This is a genomic window from Dehalococcoidia bacterium, assembly GCA_035574915.1.
Taxonomy (GTDB): domain Bacteria; phylum Chloroflexota; class Dehalococcoidia; order DSTF01; family WHTK01; genus DATLYJ01.
This window is the reverse complement of the sequence record DATLYJ010000034.1, coordinates 1-20,630: the sequence shown is the minus strand read 5'-3', so window position 1 is coordinate 20,630 and position 20,630 is coordinate 1. Positions and strand designations below refer to the sequence as shown.

At 66.9% G+C, this 20,630-nt stretch carries 18 protein-coding genes; 11 read left to right on the top strand and 7 right to left on the bottom strand.

Going from position 1 to position 20,630, the window contains the following annotated elements; all coding sequences use genetic code 11:
* The 6 genes from ftsY to VNN10_03045 all read left to right on the top strand — a co-directional run.
* Positions 1 to 777, top strand: a 777-nt coding sequence (ftsY, locus tag VNN10_03070) for a signal recognition particle-docking protein FtsY (GenBank protein ID HXH20985.1), incomplete at its 5' end; no start/stop codon positions are given.
* A 94-nt stretch (positions 778 to 871) separates the two neighbouring features.
* Positions 872 to 3,238: a DUF2298 domain-containing protein gene (locus VNN10_03065; GenBank protein HXH20984.1), complete on the top strand. Its 2,367-nt coding sequence runs from the start codon at positions 872 to 874 to the stop codon at positions 3,236 to 3,238.
* A gap of 24 nt (positions 3,239 to 3,262) precedes the next feature.
* On the top strand, positions 3,263 to 6,358 hold the full coding sequence (locus tag VNN10_03060) for a flippase activity-associated protein Agl23 (protein ID HXH20983.1): 3,096 nt from the start codon (positions 3,263 to 3,265) through the stop codon (positions 6,356 to 6,358).
* 188 nt (positions 6,359 to 6,546) lie between these two features.
* A complete protein-coding gene (pheS, locus tag VNN10_03055) occupies positions 6,547 to 7,584 on the top strand; it encodes a phenylalanine--tRNA ligase subunit alpha (GenBank protein ID HXH20982.1) in 1,038 nt (345 codons plus the stop codon).
* Between the two features lie 6 nt (positions 7,585 to 7,590).
* Positions 7,591 to 10,002 (top strand): phenylalanine--tRNA ligase subunit beta, encoded by a 2,412-nt coding sequence (gene pheT, locus VNN10_03050; protein ID HXH20981.1) that lies wholly within the window; start codon positions 7,591 to 7,593, stop codon positions 10,000 to 10,002.
* Positions 10,003 to 10,012: 10 nt separating this feature from the next.
* Entirely contained in the window at positions 10,013 to 10,924 is a 912-nt protein-coding gene (locus VNN10_03045) for an ADP-ribosylglycohydrolase family protein (protein HXH20980.1), read from the top strand.
* On the opposite strand, the gene VNN10_03040 is transcribed toward VNN10_03045, so the two are convergent.
* From VNN10_03040 to VNN10_03020, 5 genes are all read right to left on the bottom strand, one after another.
* Positions 10,921 to 11,316, bottom strand: coding sequence for a nuclear transport factor 2 family protein (locus tag VNN10_03040; GenBank protein ID HXH20979.1), 396 nt, complete (start codon positions 11,314 to 11,316; stop codon positions 10,921 to 10,923). The genes VNN10_03045 and VNN10_03040 overlap by 4 nt on opposite strands.
* A 97-nt stretch (positions 11,317 to 11,413) precedes the next feature.
* On the bottom strand, positions 11,414 to 11,770 hold the full coding sequence (gene rplT / locus VNN10_03035) for a 50S ribosomal protein L20 (GenBank protein ID HXH20978.1): 357 nt from the start codon (positions 11,768 to 11,770) through the stop codon (positions 11,414 to 11,416).
* 21 nt (positions 11,771 to 11,791) lie between these two features.
* Positions 11,792 to 11,995 (bottom strand): 50S ribosomal protein L35, encoded by a 204-nt coding sequence (gene rpmI / locus VNN10_03030; GenBank protein ID HXH20977.1) that lies wholly within the window; start codon positions 11,993 to 11,995, stop codon positions 11,792 to 11,794.
* Positions 11,996 to 12,047: 52 nt separating this feature from the next.
* A complete protein-coding gene (gene infC, locus VNN10_03025; GenBank protein HXH20976.1) occupies positions 12,048 to 12,587 on the bottom strand; it encodes a translation initiation factor IF-3 in 540 nt (179 codons plus the stop codon).
* A gap of 213 nt (positions 12,588 to 12,800) precedes the next feature.
* Positions 12,801 to 13,133 carry a CxxC-x17-CxxC domain-containing protein gene (locus tag VNN10_03020; protein HXH20975.1) on the bottom strand — a complete coding sequence of 111 codons (333 nt, stop codon included), beginning with the start codon at positions 13,131 to 13,133 and terminating at the stop codon, positions 12,801 to 12,803.
* Positions 13,134 to 13,492: 359 nt separating this feature from the next.
* Here VNN10_03020 and VNN10_03015 point away from each other — a divergent pair, with 359 nt between their 5' ends.
* Complete coding sequence (locus VNN10_03015) at positions 13,493 to 13,693, top strand: hypothetical protein (GenBank protein ID HXH20974.1); 201 nt, start codon at positions 13,493 to 13,495, stop codon at positions 13,691 to 13,693.
* 93 nt (positions 13,694 to 13,786) lie between these two features.
* Here VNN10_03015 and VNN10_03010 read toward each other — a convergent pair whose 3' ends face one another.
* Positions 13,787 to 14,959: an IS1182 family transposase gene (locus VNN10_03010; protein ID HXH20973.1), complete on the bottom strand. Its 1,173-nt coding sequence runs from the start codon at positions 14,957 to 14,959 to the stop codon at positions 13,787 to 13,789.
* 157 nt (positions 14,960 to 15,116) lie between these two features.
* Positions 15,117 to 15,458: a hypothetical protein gene (locus tag VNN10_03005; GenBank protein ID HXH20972.1), complete on the bottom strand. Its 342-nt coding sequence runs from the start codon at positions 15,456 to 15,458 to the stop codon at positions 15,117 to 15,119.
* A 256-nt stretch (positions 15,459 to 15,714) separates the two neighbouring features.
* On the opposite strand from VNN10_03005, the gene VNN10_03000 reads away from it, so the two are divergent.
* The 4 genes from VNN10_03000 to VNN10_02985 all read left to right on the top strand — a co-directional run bounded on the left by VNN10_03000 (position 15,715) and on the right by VNN10_02985 (position 20,360).
* Positions 15,715 to 16,047 carry a hypothetical protein gene (locus VNN10_03000; protein ID HXH20971.1) on the top strand — a complete coding sequence of 111 codons (333 nt, stop codon included), beginning with the start codon at positions 15,715 to 15,717 and terminating at the stop codon, positions 16,045 to 16,047.
* 121 nt (positions 16,048 to 16,168) lie between these two features.
* Entirely contained in the window at positions 16,169 to 16,642 is a 474-nt protein-coding gene (locus tag VNN10_02995) for a MarR family transcriptional regulator (GenBank protein ID HXH20970.1), read from the top strand.
* Positions 16,639 to 18,441: an ABC transporter ATP-binding protein gene (locus VNN10_02990; GenBank protein HXH20969.1), complete on the top strand. Its 1,803-nt coding sequence runs from the start codon at positions 16,639 to 16,641 to the stop codon at positions 18,439 to 18,441. The genes VNN10_02995 and VNN10_02990 overlap by 4 nt, the downstream gene beginning before the upstream one ends.
* Positions 18,441 to 20,360, top strand: a complete 1,920-nt coding sequence (locus VNN10_02985) for an ABC transporter ATP-binding protein (GenBank protein ID HXH20968.1) — start codon at positions 18,441 to 18,443, stop codon at positions 20,358 to 20,360. Before VNN10_02990 ends, VNN10_02985 begins: the two co-directional genes overlap by 1 nt.
* Positions 20,361 to 20,630 lie beyond the last annotated feature (270 nt).

The window sequence follows — 20,630 nt, the reverse complement described above, 5'->3', positions numbered from 1 at the left end:
CGGACGACCGAGAAGATCCTGGCCCGGGTGCGCGAGCGCGTCGAGAAGGAGCGCGTTCGCGAGGCCCACGAGGTGCGGCAGCTCCTCAAGGACGAGATGGTCGACCTTCTGGACTCGGTCCCGCTGAGGGGTGCGCTCTGGGGCGACAGCGTGACGGAGGTGCCCCGCCCCGGCGTGATCCTGGTGGTCGGCGTAAACGGCACCGGGAAGACGACCACGATTGCAAAGCTGGCGCACCTCTACAAGCAGGACGGCGAGCAGGTTGTGTTGGGCGCCGGCGATACCTTCCGGGCCGCGGCGATCGACCAGCTCAAGCACTGGGGCGAGCGCGTGGGAGCTATGGTGGTGGCCCACAAAGAGGGAGCCGACCCCGGCGCCGTCGCCTTCGACACCATCGGCGCGGCGCAGAACCGCGGCGCGGCGGCCGCAATCATCGATACGGCCGGGCGGCTGCACACCAAGTTCAACCTGATGCAAGAGCTGCGCAAGGTGAGGCGCGTGATCCAGCGCCGGGACGAGACCGCGCCCCACGAGGTGCTGCTGGTGCTGGACGCGACCACCGGCCAGAACGCGCTCATTCAGGCCAAGGCCTTCACCGAGGCCGTCGACGTAACAGCGATCGCGCTCACCAAGCTGGACGGCACGTCAAAGGGAGGGATCGTCTTCGCCATCTCCGATGAGCTCGGCCTGCCAGTGCGGTTCGTCGGTACGGGTGAAGGAGAAGACGACCTGCAACCCTTCGACTCGGTGGCCTTCGTCGATGCCCTGTTCGAGTGACACTAGAGGTCTGCGCGACCGCGAAGCGACGGCAAGGCCTGCTTCCGGGCTAGCGTCCCCGTCATGACGGCGAGTGGCCCGTCCAGGTTGAGCCGTGCTCGGTGACACTTTCGCCTGGTGGCTGGCCGTAGAGGTCATCGGCTTCGTCGGCCTGCCGCTGTCGTGGGTGGTCTTCCGCAACCTGCCGGACCGCGGCTACGCCTTCGCGAAGCCGGTCGGGATACTCCTTGGCGGCTACCTGTTCTGGCTGGCCCTGACGGCGAATGTGCTCCCAAACCGCGCCGGCAGCGCCTTCTGGTGCTTCCTTTTGCTCGCCGCGGCCTCGGGCTACATCTACCTGACCCGCAAGCAGGAGATACACGACGGCCTGCGCGACCGGATCGCCGTGGTCCTGGCCGTGGAGGCAATCTTCACCCTCGGCTTCTTCGTCGCGGCCTTCCTGCGGTCCTACGTCCCCGAGATCGAAGCGACCGAGAAGCCAATGGACTTCATGTTCCTGAACGCGGCCAGCCGCAGCCGCTACTACCCACCCGAGGACCCCTGGCTGGCCGGGTTCGCAGTCAGCTACTACTACTTCGGCTACGTCCTGCAGGCAATGGTCGGAAAGCTCGCCGGCCTGGCTACGTCCGTCACCTACAACGTCGCCCTGGCGAGCACCGCGGCGCTGGCCATGACGGCGGCCTTCGGAGTCGGGTACAACCTCGTCGCCGCCGCGCGCCGGGCAGTGGCCGCTGCCATCATCGCCGGCATCGCGGCGGCCGTCCTGGTGGCGGTCCTCGGAAACCTCGAAGGCGCCCTGGAGTTCGCGAAGGCGAACGGCTACGGCTCCGACGCCTTCTTCCGCAAGATCGACATCGCGAACCTGGCGGGGGCGCCCGCGAGTGACAGCTGGTACCCGAGCGACCGGACGAGCTTCTGGTGGTGGTGGCGGGCGACAAGAGTGTGTCCGGACGCCCACTGCATCATGGAGTTCCCGTTCTTCAGCTTCCTGCTAGGCGACCTGCACCCGCACGTCATGGCCATACCGTTCGCGCTCACGGCTGTCGGGCTCGCGATCGGCTTCTGGCTGGCGAGAGGCCCGCTGGACCTCGACTCCTGGGTCCTGAATCCGCCCCTGTTGCTCGCGACGGGCCTGCTCCAGGGCGGGCTCGGCTTCCTCAACACCTGGGACCTGCCGACCTTTGGCTCGCTGGCCACCCTGGTGGTCCTGGCGCGAAATCTGCGCGAGCACAGGACGTGGCCGCGCGCGATAGGCGCGACCATCGGGTTCATGGGGCCGGTCGTCGCGGTGGCTGTGGTCGGCTACCTGCCGTTCTACCTGACGTTCCACAGCCAGGCGGAGGGACTGGAGCCGGTCACCGGCGACGCGACCCGCCCGTTGCACGCAGCGATCATCTGGCTGCCGCTGGCGCTGGTCGCCGCGCCGGTGCCGCTGGTGCGCGTCGTTTCGGACGCCGCCTCACGTACACGGCCGCGGTTGGCGATGGTCCTGGCGGCTCCGGCCGCGCTGCTGATGCTCTGGGCGGCCCTCATAGCTACGGGCGACGGCAGCCTCGGCGACGCCATCACGGACCGGGGCTGGAACTGGACATCGGCCCTGGCCTTCGGGGCGCTGTTCACGTTCTCGGCCCTGGCCTTGTGGCGGGAGGCCGAGCGTCCGGCCGCGGAGGATGACGAAGGCTCCGGGCTGGCGCCGATGCTGGCCATGACCGCCGTCGCCTCGATGCTCCTTTTCGGGGCGGAGTTTTTCTTCATCGGCGATGTGTTCAACTCGCGCCTGAACACCGTCTTCAAGCTCTACTACCAGGCCTGGTTACTGCTCGGCTGCGCAGGGGCATTTGGCCTCTACTGGCTGGCGCGGGAGTGGCCGGTGCGGCGGGGCTCTATCGGGGAGACCGTGCGAGGGGCCTGGGGCGGGGTCACGGCAGTGGCGTTGCTCGGCGCCCTCCTGTACCCGCTCGGCGCCACGCTATCGCGGACGGACGGGCTCGGCGGGCGGGAGCGTACGCTGGATGGCCTGGCGGCCGCCGCGCGCCACTCGGCTGACGACATGGGCGCGGTGGACTGGCTGCGCCGGAACGCGTACGGCGATGACGTCATCCTCGAAGGGGTGCTTGGCCAGTACAGCCTCGGTGGGCGGATAGCGGCGCGGACGGGGGTGCCGACGGTACTCGGCTGGGCCGGCCACGAGATCCAGTGGGGCCGGGACCCGGCGCTGGTAGCGGCCCGGGAGGCCGACGTCAACCGCGCTTACACCAGCACGTCACTGGCAGAGGCGCTGGAGATCCTGAGAAGATACAACGTAACCTATGTGATAGTGGGAAGCGTGGAGCGAACGAAGTATCCTGCCGCCGGACTCCAGAAGTTCAGCGACTCCCTTCCTTCCGCCTACTCTCGCGGCAACCTGACGATCTTCCGCGTGCCCCCTGCGGAGCCGCGCGTCGAGAGCGGCCGTCCGTGACCGGGGTCCAGGAGCGGGCACTCCGTGGCTGAGGCGACGCTCGGGCGCCGCGTCTTCACCCTGCCCGCCAGCCGCGTGGAGGCGCGCGAGTGGGCGATCGCCCACTGGGACGCACTCGTCATCGCGGGGCTCATGGTCGTCGCGGCAGTGCTGCGCTTCTACGACCTCGGCGACCGCGCTCTGCACCACGACGAGAGTCTGCACGCGCAGTTCACGTACTACCTGTACGACGGCGGCGCCTACAAGCACGACCCGCTGATGCACGGCCCGTTCCAGTTCCACATCGGCGCGGCCGTGTACTTCCTCTTTGGCGCTACGGATGCCACCGCGCGTTTCGCGGCGGCGTTCTTCGGCACGGCGCTTGTGGGCATGCCTTACCTGCTCAAGAAGCAGATTGGCGTCAAGGCAGTAATCATCGCGGCGCTCTTCCTCTGCTTCTCGCCAACGCTGCTCTATTACAGCCGTTTCGCGCGCAACGAGGCCTGGATGGCCGTCTGGACGCTGGGCATCGTCATCTGCATCTGGCGATATCTGGACGAGGGCAAGAACGGCTGGCTGTACGGGCTCGGGGCCCTGCTGGCGCTGAGCTTCGCCAGCAAGGAGGTCACCTTCATCACCGCCGCGATCATGCTCGTATTCGTCGACCTGATGCTGGCGGTGGAGCTTGGCAAGAAGCGCGAGGACGAGCAGACGGACAGCACGACGGTGCTGCTCCGCACGGCCGCGCTCGTCCCCATCGCCTGGGCGATAGCGGGGCTGTGGCCGTTGCTGGGGTCAAAGCCCCTGGGCAGGGAGCGCCTGCCGCCGATCGGCGATGTGATGGTGGTGCTGGGCACGCTGACCCTGCCGCAGTTCGCGGCGGGGATCCAGGAGGTCCCCGGGTTCAAGGACAGCGGCTACTTCCCGCTCTCGACGATCTCCGGACCAACGCCGGAAGACGGGCTGCGGGTGTCCACAACCGTCGTGCTGCTCATCGTCTCGGCGTACGTCGGCCTGCTCTGGCGGCCCAGGGTGTGGTTGATAGCGGCTGCAGCCTTCTACGTGCCCTACGTCCTCCTCTACACGACCTTCTTCACGAACCAGCCGGCGCCCTGGACGGCCGCCTTCTGGGACGGCCGCGGCGGCTTCTTCTCCGGCATCTGGGGCTCGCTCGACTACTGGCTCGAACAGCACGGCGAACGTCGCGGCAACCAGCCGATCTACTACTACGCCCTGCTCACGCCCCTCTATGAGTTCCTGCCCCTGCTCCTGGCCCTGGGCGGCAGCGTCTGGATGGCCCTGCGCGGCGACTCCTTCAAGCGCTGGCTCCTCTTCTGGACCCTGGCCATCTTCTGTGGCCTCTCGATTGCGGGCGAGAAGATGCCGTGGCTGGAGGTGCACATCGCGCTGCCGCTTGCCCTCGCCGGGGCAGTGGCCCTGGCGAAGGCGATTGACGCGCTCGACTTCGCGCCTTACTGGCGTCAGCTTGCCGCGCTGGCCGCGGTGACAGCGGTCGCCATCGTGCTCATCGTTTCGGTCGACGCGGCCGTGGCCGAATACGCGGGATACGTCCTGATGGGCTTCGCTGGCGGCGCCGCGCTCGTCGCGGCGCGGGAACAGGGCCGCGCCGGCTTCGCGCGCGGCGCATTGGCAGTCGCGGTCGCGGCGCTGTTCACGCTTACGGTCCGCGCCGGCACGATGGCGTCCTTCAAGCACGGCGACATCCCGGTCGAGATGATGGTCTACACGCAGACTTCTCCCGACATCCCCAAGCTGCGGGACCGGATCGACGCGCTGGCGCGGGAGAGCGGTTACGGCAGGGCGCTGCCCATCGTCGTCGACTCTTCGGACGGCTTTTCCTGGCCCTGGGCCTGGTACCTTCGCGAGTACACGCAGGTCCAGTACCTGGACGTGAGGAACAACTTCAAACCCGCGCCGGATGCCGTCCTCCTTGTCGCGAGGTCTAACACGGCCTATGTGGACTCGGCGGGCTATTCGACGACGCCGTACCGCCACCGGTGGTGGTTCGTCGAGGAAAGCTATCGGAAGCTGGGCCCAGGCGAGGACTTGGGCGACCTGCTCAAGCTCGGGGACAACGTCTGGAACGCTCTGACCTCATCGAGGACGCTTGGCGACCTCTGGCACTACTGGCTGTGGCGCCGGCCGGTCTCGCCCCGGACGGTCGGCTCGGTCGACGCCGTGGCCTACTTCCCGGCGTCTCTCTCGACCTTCGACATCGGCGCCGGGCCGCAGAAGCCGCCGCCCGCGCCGGTGACCCTGGAAGACGGCCGCATCATCATCGGCGCCAGCGGGTCCGGCCAAGGGGAGTTCCTAGGCGCCGCCGACGTGTTCGTCGATGCGGCTGGCAACATCTGGGTCGCGGACAGCGGCAACCACCGCGTCCAGAAGTTCGACCGTCAGGGCAATTTCGTGGCGGTGCTGGGCGGAGGCGGCTCTGGCCCGGGCCGTCTCAAGGAGCCGTGGTCGGTCGTGGTGGCGCCGGACGGGACGGTGTTCGTGGCTGACACCTGGAACCACCGCATCCAGAAGTTCGACGCCAACCTCAATTTCGTGAAAGCCTGGGGCGACCCCTTCTTCGGGGCGAACCCGGGGCCCTTCCAGATGTTTGGGCCGCGCGACATCGCCATCGGCCCGGACGGCACGCTCTGGGTAACCGACACCGGCAACAAACGGATCGTGAACTACACGCAGGACGGCAACTTCATCCGCCAGATCGGCGGACCCGGCAGCGGCCTGGGCCAGTTCGACGAGCAGGTCGGCCTGGCATTCGACGCCTCGGGCGCCCTCTATGTAGCCGACACCTGGAACGAGCGTATCCAGCGCTTCTCGCCGGACCTGTCCTCGCAAACGGCTTACGCCGCGGGCTGGACGAGCAAGGACGCCATCCACAAGCCCTACCTGGCGGTGCTCCGCGACGGCCGCGTCGTGGCCTCGGAGCCGGCAAAGGGAGTGTTGATGCTGTTCGACTTCCGCGGCCCCGTGCGCACCTGGAAGCCCGCGGACGCCGCGCGCCCGATCGGCGTCGCGGCGCTACCTGACGGCGGCTTCGTGTTCAGCGACGCGGCCAACGGGCAGGTCCAGATCGTGCCGGGCGCGGCACTGGAGAGGCTCTTCCGTTAGGAGCAGGCGCCTCGCATCTAAGCCCATCGCCTGCTCGAGTTCAGGCTCCCGGTGTGTGTGTGTGTCGCTCGTCACGTGAAGGACGTTTCATGATTCGCTTCGTTGACCCCACTGGGGGGCGAGGCGATAATTGCTAACACCTTAACCTCCCTCGTCACTCAGAAAGACCTCTAGGCCGAGGCTTCATGTTGGCCCAAATCGACCTCGAGACGCTCCGTCAGAAGGCCCTTAGCGAGCTTGACGCCGCCGGCGACGCCGCCGCGCTCCAAGCCTGGCGCCACGCCTATCTCGGCCGCCAGGGGGCGCTGACGCGCGTCCTGCGCGGCCTGGGCGAGTTGCCGGCCGACGAGAGGCGCAGCGTCGGCGCGCAGGCAAACGAGCTCAAGCGGGAACTCGAGGAGCGCGCTGCGGCGCGCGAAGAGGACATCGAACGGGCAGCCATTGCCGCCCTCGAATCAGGGGCGATCGACGTGACGCTGCCGGGACGCAGGGGCCTTGTCGGCCGCCTGCACCCGATTACACAGACGATGCGAGACATCCTCGCGGCGCTGAAGGAGATGGGCTTTCAGGTCGCCGAGGGGCCGGAGGTCGAGTGGGAGTATTACAACTTCGACGCCCTCCGCATCCCGGAGCACCATCCGGCGAGGGACTCGCAGGACACTTTCTGGCTAGACTTCCGCAAGGACGGGCGGCGGAGCATGCTCCTCCGCACCCAGACTTCGCCCATGCAGATCAGGTTCATGGAGCAGCACAAGCCGCCGATCAGGGTCGCTTCTCCGGGGCGGGTCTATCGCTATGAGGCTACGGACGCTACGCACGAGTGGATGATCACGCAGGTCGAGCTGCTGGCAGTCGACGAGGGGCTGAACTTCCGGCACATGAAGGGCTGCCTCACACAACTGGCGCAGGCGCTCTTCGGCCGCGACCGCAGCGTGCGCTTCCGCTGTGACTTCTTCCCCTTCGTGGAGCCAGGTGCCGAGGTCGCCATCGAATGCGGTTTGTGCCATGGCGCCGGCTGTCGCTCCTGCGGCAACGAGGGCTACCTTGAGATAGGCGGCGCCGGGATGGTGCACCGCGAGATCCTCGAGAACGTCGGCTACGACGCCGACCGCTACACGGGCTTCGCCGCCGGCTTCGGGGTCGAGCGGATCGCGATGCTGCGCCACGGCATCGACGACATCCGCTACTTCTACGCCAACGACCTGCGCTTCCTGCGCCAGTTCTAGAAGTCCATGCTCGTCTCGCTCAAGTGGCTCTCTGAATACGTCGCGCTCACCCTGCCGCCGCGCGAGCTTGCCCACAAGCTGACCATCGCCGGGGTGAAGGTGGAACGGATCATCAGCCGCGGCGCCGGCTGGGATAAGGTGACCGTGGGGCGCGTGCTGGCGGTCGAACCGCACCCGAACGCGGAGCGCCTGCGGCTGGTCACGGTCGACATCGGTGACGCCGAGAAGCCGAGGGTAGTCTGCGGAGCGCCGAACGTGGCGCCAGGACAGAAGGTGGCCTTCGCCTCGGTCGGGGCCGAGCTCATTGGCGGCCGCTCCGGCCAGGTAGAGGTGTTGAGGCCGGCCGTGATCCGGGGCGTCGAGTCGGCAGGAATGGTCTGCTCGGAGAAGGAGTTAGGGCTCTCGGAGGACCACACGGGGATCCTGGAGCTGCCGGAGGACGCGCCCGTGGGCACGCCTCTGCGCGACTACCTGGGCGACACGATATTCGACATCGAGGTAACGCCGAACCGCCCCGACCTCCTCTCCGTGCTCGGTGTCGCCTGGGAGGTCGCCGCCCAGACGCGTGGCCGCGTGCACGAACCGGAGCGGGTGTACCAGGAGACCGCGGGCAGCGTAGCCTCCGCCAAGACATCGGTCACGGTCGAGGACAAGGACCTCTGCCCTCGCTACATCGCCGGCATCGTCGAGCGCCTGCGGGTTGGGCCTTCGCCGCAATGGATGCAGGAGCGCCTGCTGGCCGCCGGCATGCGCCCGATCAACAACGTCGTCGACATAACGAACTACGTGATGCTGGAGACAGGCCAGCCGCTGCACGCCTTCGACTTCCGTAAGCTGAGCGGCCAGCGCATCGTCGTCCGGCGGGCGCGTCCTGGGGAGACAATCACGACCCTGGACGGCGTCGAGCGGCGGCTTACGCCTGACGTGCTCGTGATCGCGGACGCGCAGCGCGCGCAGGCCATTGCCGGCGTAATGGGCGGCGCCGACGCCGAGGTCTCGCAGAGCACGACGACGGTGCTGCTCGAGGCGGCGAACTTCAACCCGGTAAACATCCGCGCGACCGAGGGCGCGCTGGGGCTACGCACGGAGGCCTCGATCCGCTTCGAGAAGGGCCTGCACCCGGACCTGGCGGACGTCGCGGCCCGGCGGGCAATGAAGCTCCTGACCGAGGTGGCCGGCGGGCGCGCGAGCAAGGGCCTGGTGGACGCCTACGTGAACCGGCGCAAGGACACGCGCGTAGAGGTCACGCGGGAGCGCATCGCGCGCGTCCTCGGCGTCGACGTGGGCGCGGCGCAGGTGCGGTCGGCGCTCAGCTCGCTGGGCTTCACCTGCCGGGTAGTCCCGCCGGACCGCTACGTGGTGAAGGCGCCCTACTGGCGCACCGACATCAATATCGCCGACGACGTCATCGAGGAGATCGCGCGCGTGATCGGCTACGACCGCATCGAGCCGCTGCCGCTTGCCGGCTCGATCCCGGAGCCGGTGACGTCTCCCGTGAGGGAAATGCGCGAACGCCTGCGGGATGCCGCAGCGGCGGCGGGCTTGCAGGAGGTCATCAGCTACCCGCTGACGAACGAAGAGACGCTGGCCGCCGTCGTGCCGAAGGACGTGCTGGACATGCACCCGCCGTTGCGCCTCGAGAACCCTATGAGCAGCGAGGCGGTGGTCCTGCGCGAGTCGCTGCGAGCGAGCCTGCTGCAGACGGCCGCGGCCAACCTGCGCTACGAGAAGGGCACCGTGGCCCTGTTCGAGAGCGCGCGGGTCTACCTGAGCCGGGAGGGCGACCTCCCGGAGGAGCGCGAGCAGGTGGCGGGGGTTATCACCGGCCACCGCCAGGGACGCTGGGGCGAACCCACCGGCGAAGCGGTCGACTTTTACGACGCGAAGGGCCTGCTGGAGGAGATGTTGGAGCGCGCCGGCGTGGCGATCGAGTTCCGGGCCGGCGAGGACTTCGGCCTTCTGCGCGGCCGCACGGCCCGGATCTACGCCCGCGACGAGGAAGCGGGCGTGCTGGGGCAGGTGCATCCGAAGCTGGCGGAGAGGTTCGGCGTCGAAGGCCCGGCCTTCCTGTTCGAGCTCGATGTCGAGCGCCTGCTGGCGGCGGCGAAGGACGCCGCGCGGCACGCGCCGCTCTCGCGCTTCCCTGCGGTCATCCAGGACATCGCCGTGGTAGTCGACTCCAGCGTGCCCGCCGCGAGGGTGCAGGAGATCATCGCCTCGAGCGCGCTCGTGGCGCGCGTCCAGCTCTTCGATGTCTTCGAGGGCGAGCAGCTAGGGCAGGGCCGGCGTTCGCTCGCCTTCGCCGTGCACTTCCAGTCCCCGGAGCGCACGCTGACGGACGAGGATGTGGCCGACGCCCGCCGCCGCATCATCCGGAGGCTGGAGCGCGAGGTGGGGGCGGAGCTGCGCGGCGGGTAGCCTGCGAACCGTGGATCAGCGCGAACGCTACACCGGCAGCCTGCTAGGCCTCGCGGTGGGCGATGCGCTCGGTACGACTCTAGAGTTCAGAGCGCCGGGGACATTCGAGCCCATCGGTGGAATCGTCGGCGGCGGGCCTTTCCGGCTGGCTCCGGGACAGTGGACTGACGATACTTCCATGGCACTGTGCCTGGCAGAAAGCCTGGCGGAGTGCGGGTTCGACCCGCTTGACCAGATGAGGCGCTACGTCCGCTGGTGGCGTGAAGGCTACCTCAGCGCGACGGGTACGTGCTTCGACATCGGCAACACGACGCGGGCGGCGCTTTCGCACTTCGAGCGTACAGGCGAGCCAATCGCCGGGCCGACGGATGAGCGGTCGGCAGGCAATGGATCGCTGATGCGCCTGGCGCCTGTGGCGCTGTACTTCCACCCGGACTCTGATCGCGTCGCGCACTTTTGTGGAGAGAGCTCTCGTACCACCCACGGAGCCCTTGAGGCCGTCGATGCCTGCCGGCTCTACGGAGTCATGATTGCCGCTGCCCTCGATGGCCGCAGCAAAGACGATTTGCTGCGGCTCGCCGAATCGGTTGCCGAGCGGTTGAGGCTCAGCCAAGCCGTGCGCGAGGTTGCAGGCGGCTCGTTCCGAAGGAAAGCGCCTCCCGAGATCCGCGGTTCGGGCTACGTAGTCGACTCCCTGGAAGCGGTCCTATGGGCATTCTTCTCGACCGACAGCTTCGAGGAAGGGGCGCTGAAAGCCGTCAACCTCGGCGACGATGCGGACACGACCGGCGCCATCTTTGGTCAACTCGCGGGCGCTTTCTACGGGCAATCCGGAATTCCGGCCGCCTGGCTGGAAGTCCTTGCCATGCGCCCGTACATCGAGGAGCTGGCGGAACGGCTCATGCGAGGACCCGGCAGCTAAGCGAGCCCGAGCGCCTCGCGGGCGCCAGGCGTGTCTTCCAGGACCTCCCAGGACGCCAGCAGGCCGTCCCGCACTTCTGCCCTCCAAATCACCGTCAGTTTCATCTCCGCCTCGTCCGGCAGGCCGAGGTGCGAGCCGGTCGTCGTACCGAGCACGGCGACGGTGGCCCCGGAGGCGGCGATGCGCGACGGGTAGATGACGTAGTCCGGGTAGGCGGTGAAGTAGCCGTCCCAGGCCGGGCGCTGCGCTTCTTTGCCGCGCAGGGGCGCTTCGTCCATCACTTTCAGATAGTGGTCATCCGTCATGAGGGCAAGCAGGCCTTCCAGATCGGTCTGGTTGATCCGGTCGATGAATGCGAGGACGGCGGCGGTCGGAGGCAGGGGCGAACGCACTGGGATGACCTATCGAGGTTGGACCGCAAAGTCTGGCCTTGCGGCGCATTCGCCCGCGTCCACCCTACCATTCACCCTCGAGTCCGTGCCGTCGACGCTAGGGCAGAGCGGCCTTCGCGGCCTGCGCGATCGCCGCGAAGGCGTTCGCGTCCCGCACGGCGAGGTCAGCCATCATCTTGCGGTCGACTTCGATGCCCGCGCGGTTGAGGCCGTTGATCAGCTGGCTGTAGGAGATGCCGTTCAGCCGGGCGGCGGCGTTTATGCGGGCGATCCAGAGGCGGCGCATCTGGCCCTTGCGGTCGTAGCGGTCGCGGGTCGAGTAGTCCAGGGCGTGGAGCATCGACTCGTTGGCGCGGCGGAAGAGGCGGTGGCGCTGGCCCTTGTGGCCCTTCGCCATCGCGACGATCTTCTTGTGACGCGCGCGTCCGGTGACGCCTCTCTTTACTCGGGGCATGGCTTCGTTACCTCTCCGTCGTCAGGGCAGGCCGTAGGGCAGCAGGCGGCGCACCCGCTTCTGCGCCGGGGCGGACGCCATCATCTTTCCGGTCATCTTCAGGAGGGCGCGCTTGGACTTGCGCGTGCGCAGGTGGCTGCGGCTGCCCTTGCGGTGCATGACCTTGCCTGTGCCGGTTATGTAGAAGCGCCGCTTGGCGCCCTTGTGTGTCTTCAATTTGGGCATTGCTGGCTCAGGCCCCCTGGTGCCGTTGTCCCTCTGGGGAATAACCGGCGGTCTAGGCTTCGACCGCTTCCTTCTGCGCCTTCTCCTTGCCGGGTGCGAGGATGACCGAGAGGAAGCGTCCTTCCATATTAGCGGGCTTTTCGATTACGGACACGTCCTTGAGTTTCTCCGCCACGCGGTCGAGCACGCTGCGCCCGACCTCCGGATGCACCATCTGCCGGCCGCGGAACATCACCGTGACCTTCACCTTGTCGCCGCCGCGGAGGAACTTCTCGGCCAGCTTGGCCTTCATTTCGAGGTCATGGGTGTCAGTGGTGGGGCGCATGCGGATCTCGCGCAGGGTGGAGGAGTGCTGCGACTTGCGGGACTCGCGGTCCTTCTTGGCCTGCTCGTACTTGAACTTGCCGTAGTCCATGAGACGGCAGACAGGAGGATTCGCCGTGGGCGCGACTTCGACCAGGTCAAGGTCGCGCTCGCGGGCGAGGTCTAGGGCCTGATAGAGAGGGAGCACGCCAAGGCGCTCGCCATCTTCCCCGATTACGAGGACTTCTCTTGCCCTAATCCGCTCGTTGACGCGGAGTTCCCGAGCTATCGCGAGCCGCCGTCAGTGACTATGAAGCAAACCTTCCTCAACTGTGGGGTTGACTATAACAAAGCGCTGAAAAGGCCGTCAACGTTGGGGTGGCTACCGAGCATGGCGGATAGAGGTACGGCGGGCGAGCAGGCCAAAAGAGGCGGTCTCAGGCCTGTGAGCAGGGGCGACGGGCCTGCCGCGCTCCCCCAGCCAGCGCGCTGCCTCCCCTCCTCACGGCCGGCGCGGGGCGCCCGTCGGCGCGCCGAGGGTCTGGTAACAGTCGCGGCAGTAGACCGGACGCGTGCCGCGCGGCTGGAAGGGCACCTGAGTCGGGCGGCCGCAGTTGGCGCAGACGGCATCGTAGAGCTGGCGCGGGGGTCTCGCGGACGCGGGCGCCTCCAGGCGCTGTCCTCCGCCCGATGAGGCGCGGCGGCTGGCGCGGCACGAGGGACAGCGCTTTGGCTCCAGGTAGCCCTTCGAGGCGAAGAACTCCTGGTCGTCCGCCGAGAACAGGAACTGGCGCCCGCAGTCGGCGCAGGTGAGTGTTTTGTCGGCGAAGGGCACTCGAAGACCTCCAGGGAACTTCGGGCGGCCGCGCCCGGGCGCATGAGTCGGAGTCGGCCTTCGGGTCTTCCTTCGCCGGGAAGGAGCGGTCGGCTTCGGCTACTGAAAGCTGGCGGTCAGCGGTCAGCGATCAGCAATTGGCTGCCGCGTGGCGCAAAGAATAGGGGAGAGAAGGGAGTGTGGCAAGGCAGTAATGTGCGGGGACCAGGACATCCTATACACCCGGGAGGGGCGGGGAATGGCTACCAGATTTACGTTGCTTCTGTCCTTAAGCTCTCGGGCTGGGGGCCCGAAGGCCCTAGTCTTAAGGATTTGGCGGGGTGGCGTCCCTATGTGCCAGAGCAGCTGGAGCCGCGCCCGTGATTATCGACTACAAAGCTCTGCGAGCCATCAGCCCGGAGACGGCGCGTGAGGCCGTCCTCGAATACCTAAGGTCAGTGAACGGCAACGTCTCAGCGACAGCAAGGGCGTTTGGCGTTACCCGTCCTGTGGTCTACGACATCATGGCCAAGGCGGCCTCAGGCGACCTGGCAGACCGCTCTAGGAGCCTGTCGCTTTAGTCGTGCTCATCTGGTGGTGATCACGTCAATCCGGCGGTGTCAGCCTGGTGCGGCGTTAGCCTGGCGTGTTTATGCGGGGCCCAAGAGTGCCCGTCATGCCGACGTCCACGCTTTACCGAGCTTGAGCAGGTTGCTGGCGGTGCAGACCAGGGACCACTCGGCGCTCACGGCGTCCAGGCCGCGTCTGAGGAATTGACGGAAGCCACGCGCGGCCTTGACCTGGCCGATCACGGGCTCGACCGTCTTTTTCCTGAGCTTGTATTTCTCTTTGCCTTCCCGGGTTAAGAGGCGCTCCCGCATGCGGTTACGGTGCGGCCAACGCTTACTGGAGCGGGCGGGCGCAGGATCGGCGTCTGGCGGTTCGTCACGGTGGTAGCGCCGCAGGGCGATGACGGCGTAGACGCCAGCCTCCTCCAGCGCAGCGAAGTTGCCCTCCGATGCATAGCCCGCGTCGGCGCTTAGCTCGGCTGGCGCCCTGCCGTTGAGTTCGATGATCCGCTGCAGCATCGGCCGCAGGCGCTGCACGTCCGGCGGCGCTTGTGAGACCTCACAGGCGACGATCACCTGACTCTCGGCGTCCACCGCTACCTGGGCGTTGTAGCACTGCTGGAAGCCGTCCGGCGTGTGCATGATGCGCGACTCCGGGTCGGTAAAGTTGGTCTGGGCCTTGGCATGGACCTGGGCCTCACTGGCATCCTTGCCCGCCCGCACCACCTTCTCCCGCGCCTGCTCTTCCAGGTACGCCTGGCCTCGCTCTACCTTGCCCAGCCGCTTCAGCGTTTCTTCCCAGCCCTCCGGCAGGCTGAAACCGTCGTCGTCCGGGCCGTGCTCCTCGTCCTCTTCCGCGTCCTCACGCTCGGCTCGCTCGAACCAGCCTTCGATCTCTTCCTCCAGCGATTTGCGCTTGGCCAGCAGCCGTTCGTAGCTCATCGCCTTGTGCTTGGAGGCGTTGGCGCGCACCTTGGTGCCGTCCAGGCTGACGTGGCCCAGACGGACCAGGCCCGCCTGGCGGCACAGCTCCAGCACTTGGCCGAACAAGCCCTTCAGCTCCTCCTGGAAGCGCTTGCGAAAGCTGCAAATGGTGTGGAAGTCGGGCCGGGCCCAGTCCGTGAGGTAGAGGAAGCTAACGTTCTCCAAGCAGGCGGCCTGCAGCCGGCGCGAGGAGTAAACGCCGCGACAGGCGCCGTAGAGCAGCAGGCCCACCATGGCCTCCGGGTGAAACGGCGGGCGTCCTCGCTCCGCGCGATAGGCCTTCGTGGATGCCACGCAGGTCCAGTTGGGCCACTACGCGGCGAACGACGTGCACCGGATCATTGGCGCTGATGACCTCCGTCAGCGAGGCCGGCAGGAGGAAGGCTTGGTCGGGTGTGTACCGATGGTATGGGCGCATATCTAATGCGCATCATGCGCCTATATCTTCTCGTCAATAAATAGACAGGCTCCTAGGAGGCCGCTGCGCCAGCCCCGGAAGACGCCGGCAGACATTGAAGAGCGTGTACTTGCCGCCAGGGACCTGACTCAATTTGGGCCTAAGCGCCTCAGCCTCTACCTCGCCAAATATGAGGACCTTCAGCTCTCCTGGGCCACTATCCGCAACATCCTCCGCCGCAACCGGCACAGGGTAAAGACGCCCGTACCTAGACGCCGCCAAGGCTCCGCCCGGCCATTCGTGGACTGGTACAGCGCCAAGCCCTTCGAGGTCGTGCAGGTGGACCTCAAGTACATCCGCGACCAGAAGGCCCTCTCCAAAGAGCAGATCGCCCACTTAGACAAGCACGGCATCCCAAACTTCCAGTGGGCTGCCCTGGACGTCAACAGCCGCTTCAAGCTCATCGCCTACTCACGCGAGCGCTCTTGGACTAACGGGCTCTGCTTCTACCTCTGGGTCTTGGCCTGGCTGCGCAGCCATGGCGTCGCCACTGACATAACCTTCACCGTGGACCATGGAGAGGAGTTCGGCGGCAAGTCCTGGCTCAAGGTCCAGGAGCTGCGAAAGCTCATCTCCAGCTTCGGCTGCCGGCTTGTTCAGAACCATAAGGGCCACCCCGAAGAAAACGCCACCGCGCTCACACCGCACGGACGACGAAGAGTTCTACATCCCCCGCGCCTTCAACATCACCAGCGAGCAGCAGCTCCTCGACGAGGCCATGGGCTACGTCTACTACTACAACAACGTCCGCGAACACTCATCCCTCGGTTACATCACGCCCTTCGAGGCCCTCAGTAACCAACTGCCCAACCTCCACCAAGGCATCCATGCCCCTCCGCCCTTCCTCCTCGACAACGTATCAACCGACATCGGCCCCTGGAGTGGATACAATCTCCTGGCGCATTACCCCTCGCCGTCCGTCTGAGGATGCGTTGGCCGGTGGGGGGAGGGAAAGCCTGCCCGGTTCGCTTGACACAGCGAATCCCTTAGCGCACAATCCTTTTGTGCTCGAATCATTTGTCCCCTATAATTCAGAGGGCTAAATAATGGCGGACAATGTAAATCAGGACGAGCGCCTGGCCGCCCTCCTGTGGCGCGCCGCGCGGGCTTCCACGCGCTACTACCAGGCCCAACTCGCCGAGCTCGACCTGACGACCCGCCAGGCCGCGGCCATACTCGCCCTGGTCGAAGCCCCGGGCGTCACTTTGGGAGCACTCGCGGAGGCCCTGCGCGCCGACCAGGCGACCGCGTCGGCGGTGGTCGACCGCCTGCTCGCCGCCGACCTCGTCAAGCGGGAGACGGACCCCGTGGACCGCCGCCGCGCGCGCCTCTATCCCACGGACAGGGCCCTCCAGATCGCGGAACGCCTCGACGGCGCCCGCCGCCGCACGGAGGTGATGCTCGAGGAAATCCTCGGCCCGGCCACGGCGCGCAAGCTCCGGAAAGTCCTCCACCGCCTCAGCGAAGAACTCGAGCGAGAACGCGTCGCCGTCGCTGCCGGGCAGGGAGGCGCAGCGTGAGGCTGCTCTGGCGGCTCCTCGGCTTCTGGAAGCCGCACTGGCTGGCGGTGGTGCTCGCCTACGTGACGCTGTTCGCCAGCACAGGGTTCGGCCTCGCCAACCCGCTGGTCCTGCGCTACGCCATCGATACGGGGCTCTCCGGCGGAGACGAATCGGCCCTCGTGCAGTCGGCGCTGTTGATCCTCCTGCTCCACGTCGGCGCCGGCATCTTCGCCTATTTCCAGTCCTATCTCAGCGAGTACCTCTCGCAGCATGTCGCCTACGACCTTCGAAACGCCCTCTATAACCGCATTCAGTCCCTGAGCTTCTCCTTCCACGACAAGGCCCAGACCGGCCAGCTCATGTCCCGCGTCACCGCCGACGTCGAGGCCAGCCGCCAGTTCCTGAGCAGCAGCCTCCTGCGCATGACCCTGTCCTTCGGGCAGTTCGTCATCGTGTCGGCAATCATGCTCACGGCGAACTGGCAGCTCGCGCTCCTCGTCCTCGTCGCCCTCCCGGTCGTGATGGCGATCTCGATCTCGACCAGCCGCAAGATCCGGCCCTTGCAGCTGCAGATCCAGCAGCAGACTGGCGCCTACACGGCGGTGCTGCAGGAGGCGCTTGCCGGCATCCGCGTCGTGAAGGCCTTCACCGCCGAGGCGCGCGAGTTCGCCCGCTTCCGGGCGGCGAACTGGGCCGTGCGCGAGAAGAGCCTCGAGTCCAACCGCATCTCCGCCTTCCGCCAGCCCATGCTCTCCTTCTTCCTCGAGCTGCTGACGGTGGCGATCGTGGGCTTCGGCGGCTATCTGGTTATCGAAGGCCACATGACGCTCGGTACGCTGGTGCTGTTCACCCAGTACCGCATGCGCCTGGCGATGCCCGTGCGCATGATCGGCGGCCAGATCAACCAGGCCACGCGCGCCTCTGCCGCAGCCGAGCGCATTTTCGAGATCCTCGATACGGAGTCGGAGGTCAAGGAGCGGCCCGGCGCCTATCCGCTCACCGACGTCAAGGGCCACGTCCGTTACGAAGGCGTCTCCTTCGGCTACGGCAAGGACTTCATGGTCGTCCAGGACATCGACATCGACGCCAAACCGGGCGAGACGATCGCCCTCCTGGGCCCGATCGGCAGCGGCAAGAGCACGATCCTGAACCTGCTGCCGCGCTTCTACGACGTGACCAGCGGCCGTATCACGATCGACGGCCACGACATCCGTGACGTCACCCTCGAGTCGCTGCGCGCGAACGTGGGCATCGTGATGCAGGAGGTCTTCCTCTTCAACGCCACCATCCGCGACAACATCGCTTACGGGCGGCCGGGCGCCACCGAGGCGGAGATCATCGAGGCGGCGAAGATCGCCCGCCTGCACGACTTCATCATGACCCTGCCCGAGGGCTACGACACCTGGGTGGGTGAGCGCGGGATCACGCTCTCCGGCGGCCAGAAGCAGCGCGTCGCAATCGCGCGGACGCTACTCATGGACCCGAAGATCCTCGTCCTCGACGACTCGACGTCCAGCGTGGACATGGAGACGGAATACCTGATCCAGCAGGCCCTGGCGGAGCTGATGAAGGGCCGCACGGCCTTCATTATCGCCCACCGCATCCGCACCATCCGGAACGCTGACCAGATCATCGTCCTGAAGGACGGCCGCATCGTCGAGCAAGGGAAGCACGAAGACCTCATCGCGAAGGCCGGCCTCTACAAGGAAATCTACGACGTCCAGCTGCGCGACCAGGAGGACCTGGCGCGCACGGCCGCCCGCAGCGCCGGCGCCGAGGCCTCGAGCCTCGAGGCCGCCGAGGGAGGAGCGGACTGATGGGCATGTGGGGCGGCATGGGTGGCGTAGGCGGCGGCTGGGGCGGTGGCGGCATGCGGGGTATGGGCATGCGCCGCAGCGACCTGATGGCCAGCGAAGAAGAGATGGGCAAGGCCTTCGAATGGCGCCTGATGAAGCGTCTCCTCGCCTACATCCTCCCCTACAAGAAGAAGGCCGCCATTGGCGTCGTGGCCATGGTGTTCTACCAGGTGGCCCACAACTTGCAGCCGGCGATCATCGGTCTTGGCATCGACGAGATCCGGGGCCGCGACACCGAAGGCTTGATGATGATGGTGGGCCTGTACCTGGCCTCGATGCTGGCCGCCTGGATGGGCCAGTACCTCCAGGTCTATCAGATGACCTGGGCGGGACAGCACGCCCTCTACCAGGTCGCCGGTGACATGTTCAACCACATCGTGAAGCTGTCACTGAGCTTCTTCGACCGCAACGAGACGGGTCGCATCATGGCCCGCGTCCAGAACGACGTCACAGTCCTCCAGAACCTTCTCAGCAGCGGCCTCGTGGCTACGCTGGGGAACCTGCTCTCGCTCGTCTTCGTGGTCGTGCTCATGTTCTCCACCAACTGGAAGCTCGCGGCGATCACGTCCACCGTGATCCCGGTCTTCGCCGCCGTCCTCATCTTCTGGCAGGGCTTCGCCCGCCGGGCCTTCCGCGAGGCGAGGGCGACGATCTCCCTCGTGAACGCCAGCCTGCAGGAGAACGTCAGCGGCGTGCGCGTCATCCAGAGCCTGGGCCGCGAGGCCAGAAACTCGCGCCAGTTCGATGAGGCGAATACCGCGAACCTCGAGGCCAACCTCGGGGCGAGCCGGGTCTCGGCTGCAACCCAACCAATCGTGGAGATCATTCAGGCCGCGGCCCTGGCGCTCGTCGTCTTCTTCGGCGGCCGTATGGTGCTGAACGACCAGCTTTCTACCGGCGCCCTTGTCGCCTTCACTCTCTACGTCCAGCGCTTCTTCGAGCCCATCCGTATGCTCACGATGGAATACAACATGCTCCAGCGCGCCAGCGTGGCGGCGGAGCGCATCTTCGAGATCCTGGACACCAAGTCCGACGTCGTCGACGCCCCTGACGCCTATGAACTCCCCGAGCTCTCCGGCCAGGTAACGTACGACCACGTCGACTTCGCCTACGTCGCCGGCGTCGACGTCCTGCGCGACTTCAACCTCGACATCAAGGCCGGCGAGCGCGTGGCCTTCGTCGGCCAGACGGGCGCCGGAAAGAGCACGATCATGAGCCTGCTCATGCGCTTCTACGACGTCACGGGCGGCGCCATCCGCGTCGACGGCCATGACATTCGCAACGTGACCATGGAGTCGCTGCGGCGGCAGATCGGCATCGTCCTCCAGGAGCCGGTGCTCTTCTCCGGGACCGTCGCCTACAACATCCGCTACGCCAACCCGGACGCGACCGACCAGGAGGTTATCGAGGCTGCGAAGGCTGTCGGGGCGCACGAGTTCATCGAGCGCATGGAGCACGGCTATGACACGATGGTGAACGAGCGCGGCGTCGGCCTGAGCATCGGCGAGCGCCAGCTCATAGCCTTCGCCCGCGCCCTGCTCGCCAACCCCCGCATCCTGATCCTGGACGAAGCCACGGCGAACCTCGACACGACCACCGAGCTGATCGTCCAGCGCGGCATCCAGCAGCTCACGCGCGGCCGCACGGCGCTGATGATCGCGCACCGCTTGTCCACGATCCGCGACGCGGACCGCATAGTCGTCCTCGAGCGCGGCCGGATCGTCGAAGAGGGTACCCACGAAGACCTGATCGCGCGTGGCGGCCTTTACTTCCGCCTCTACTCGTTGGGCTTCCAGCAGACAGCCCCTGCGGCCGTCGCAAGCGGCGCCGGCAACGGCGCCCGTGCTGGCCGCTACGGCCCCCGCGCGAGCGCGGTCTAGCCGCCACTTCATCGTCCGGGGAGCGGGCGAGTGCGGTCCAAGGCGAGCAGGAAGACCGCTCCGGATCGTGTCTGTCCCCAGCCTGCTCCCGCATCACCCATCGAGAGCGTGACGCACTGAGGCGAATTACGGTAATGCGCCAGGAGATTGTATCCACTCCAGGGGCCGATGTCGGTTGATACGTTGTCGAGGAGGAAGGGCGGAGGGGCATGGATGCCTTGGTGGAGGTTGGGCAGTTGGTTACTGAGGGCCTCGAAGGGCGTGATGTAA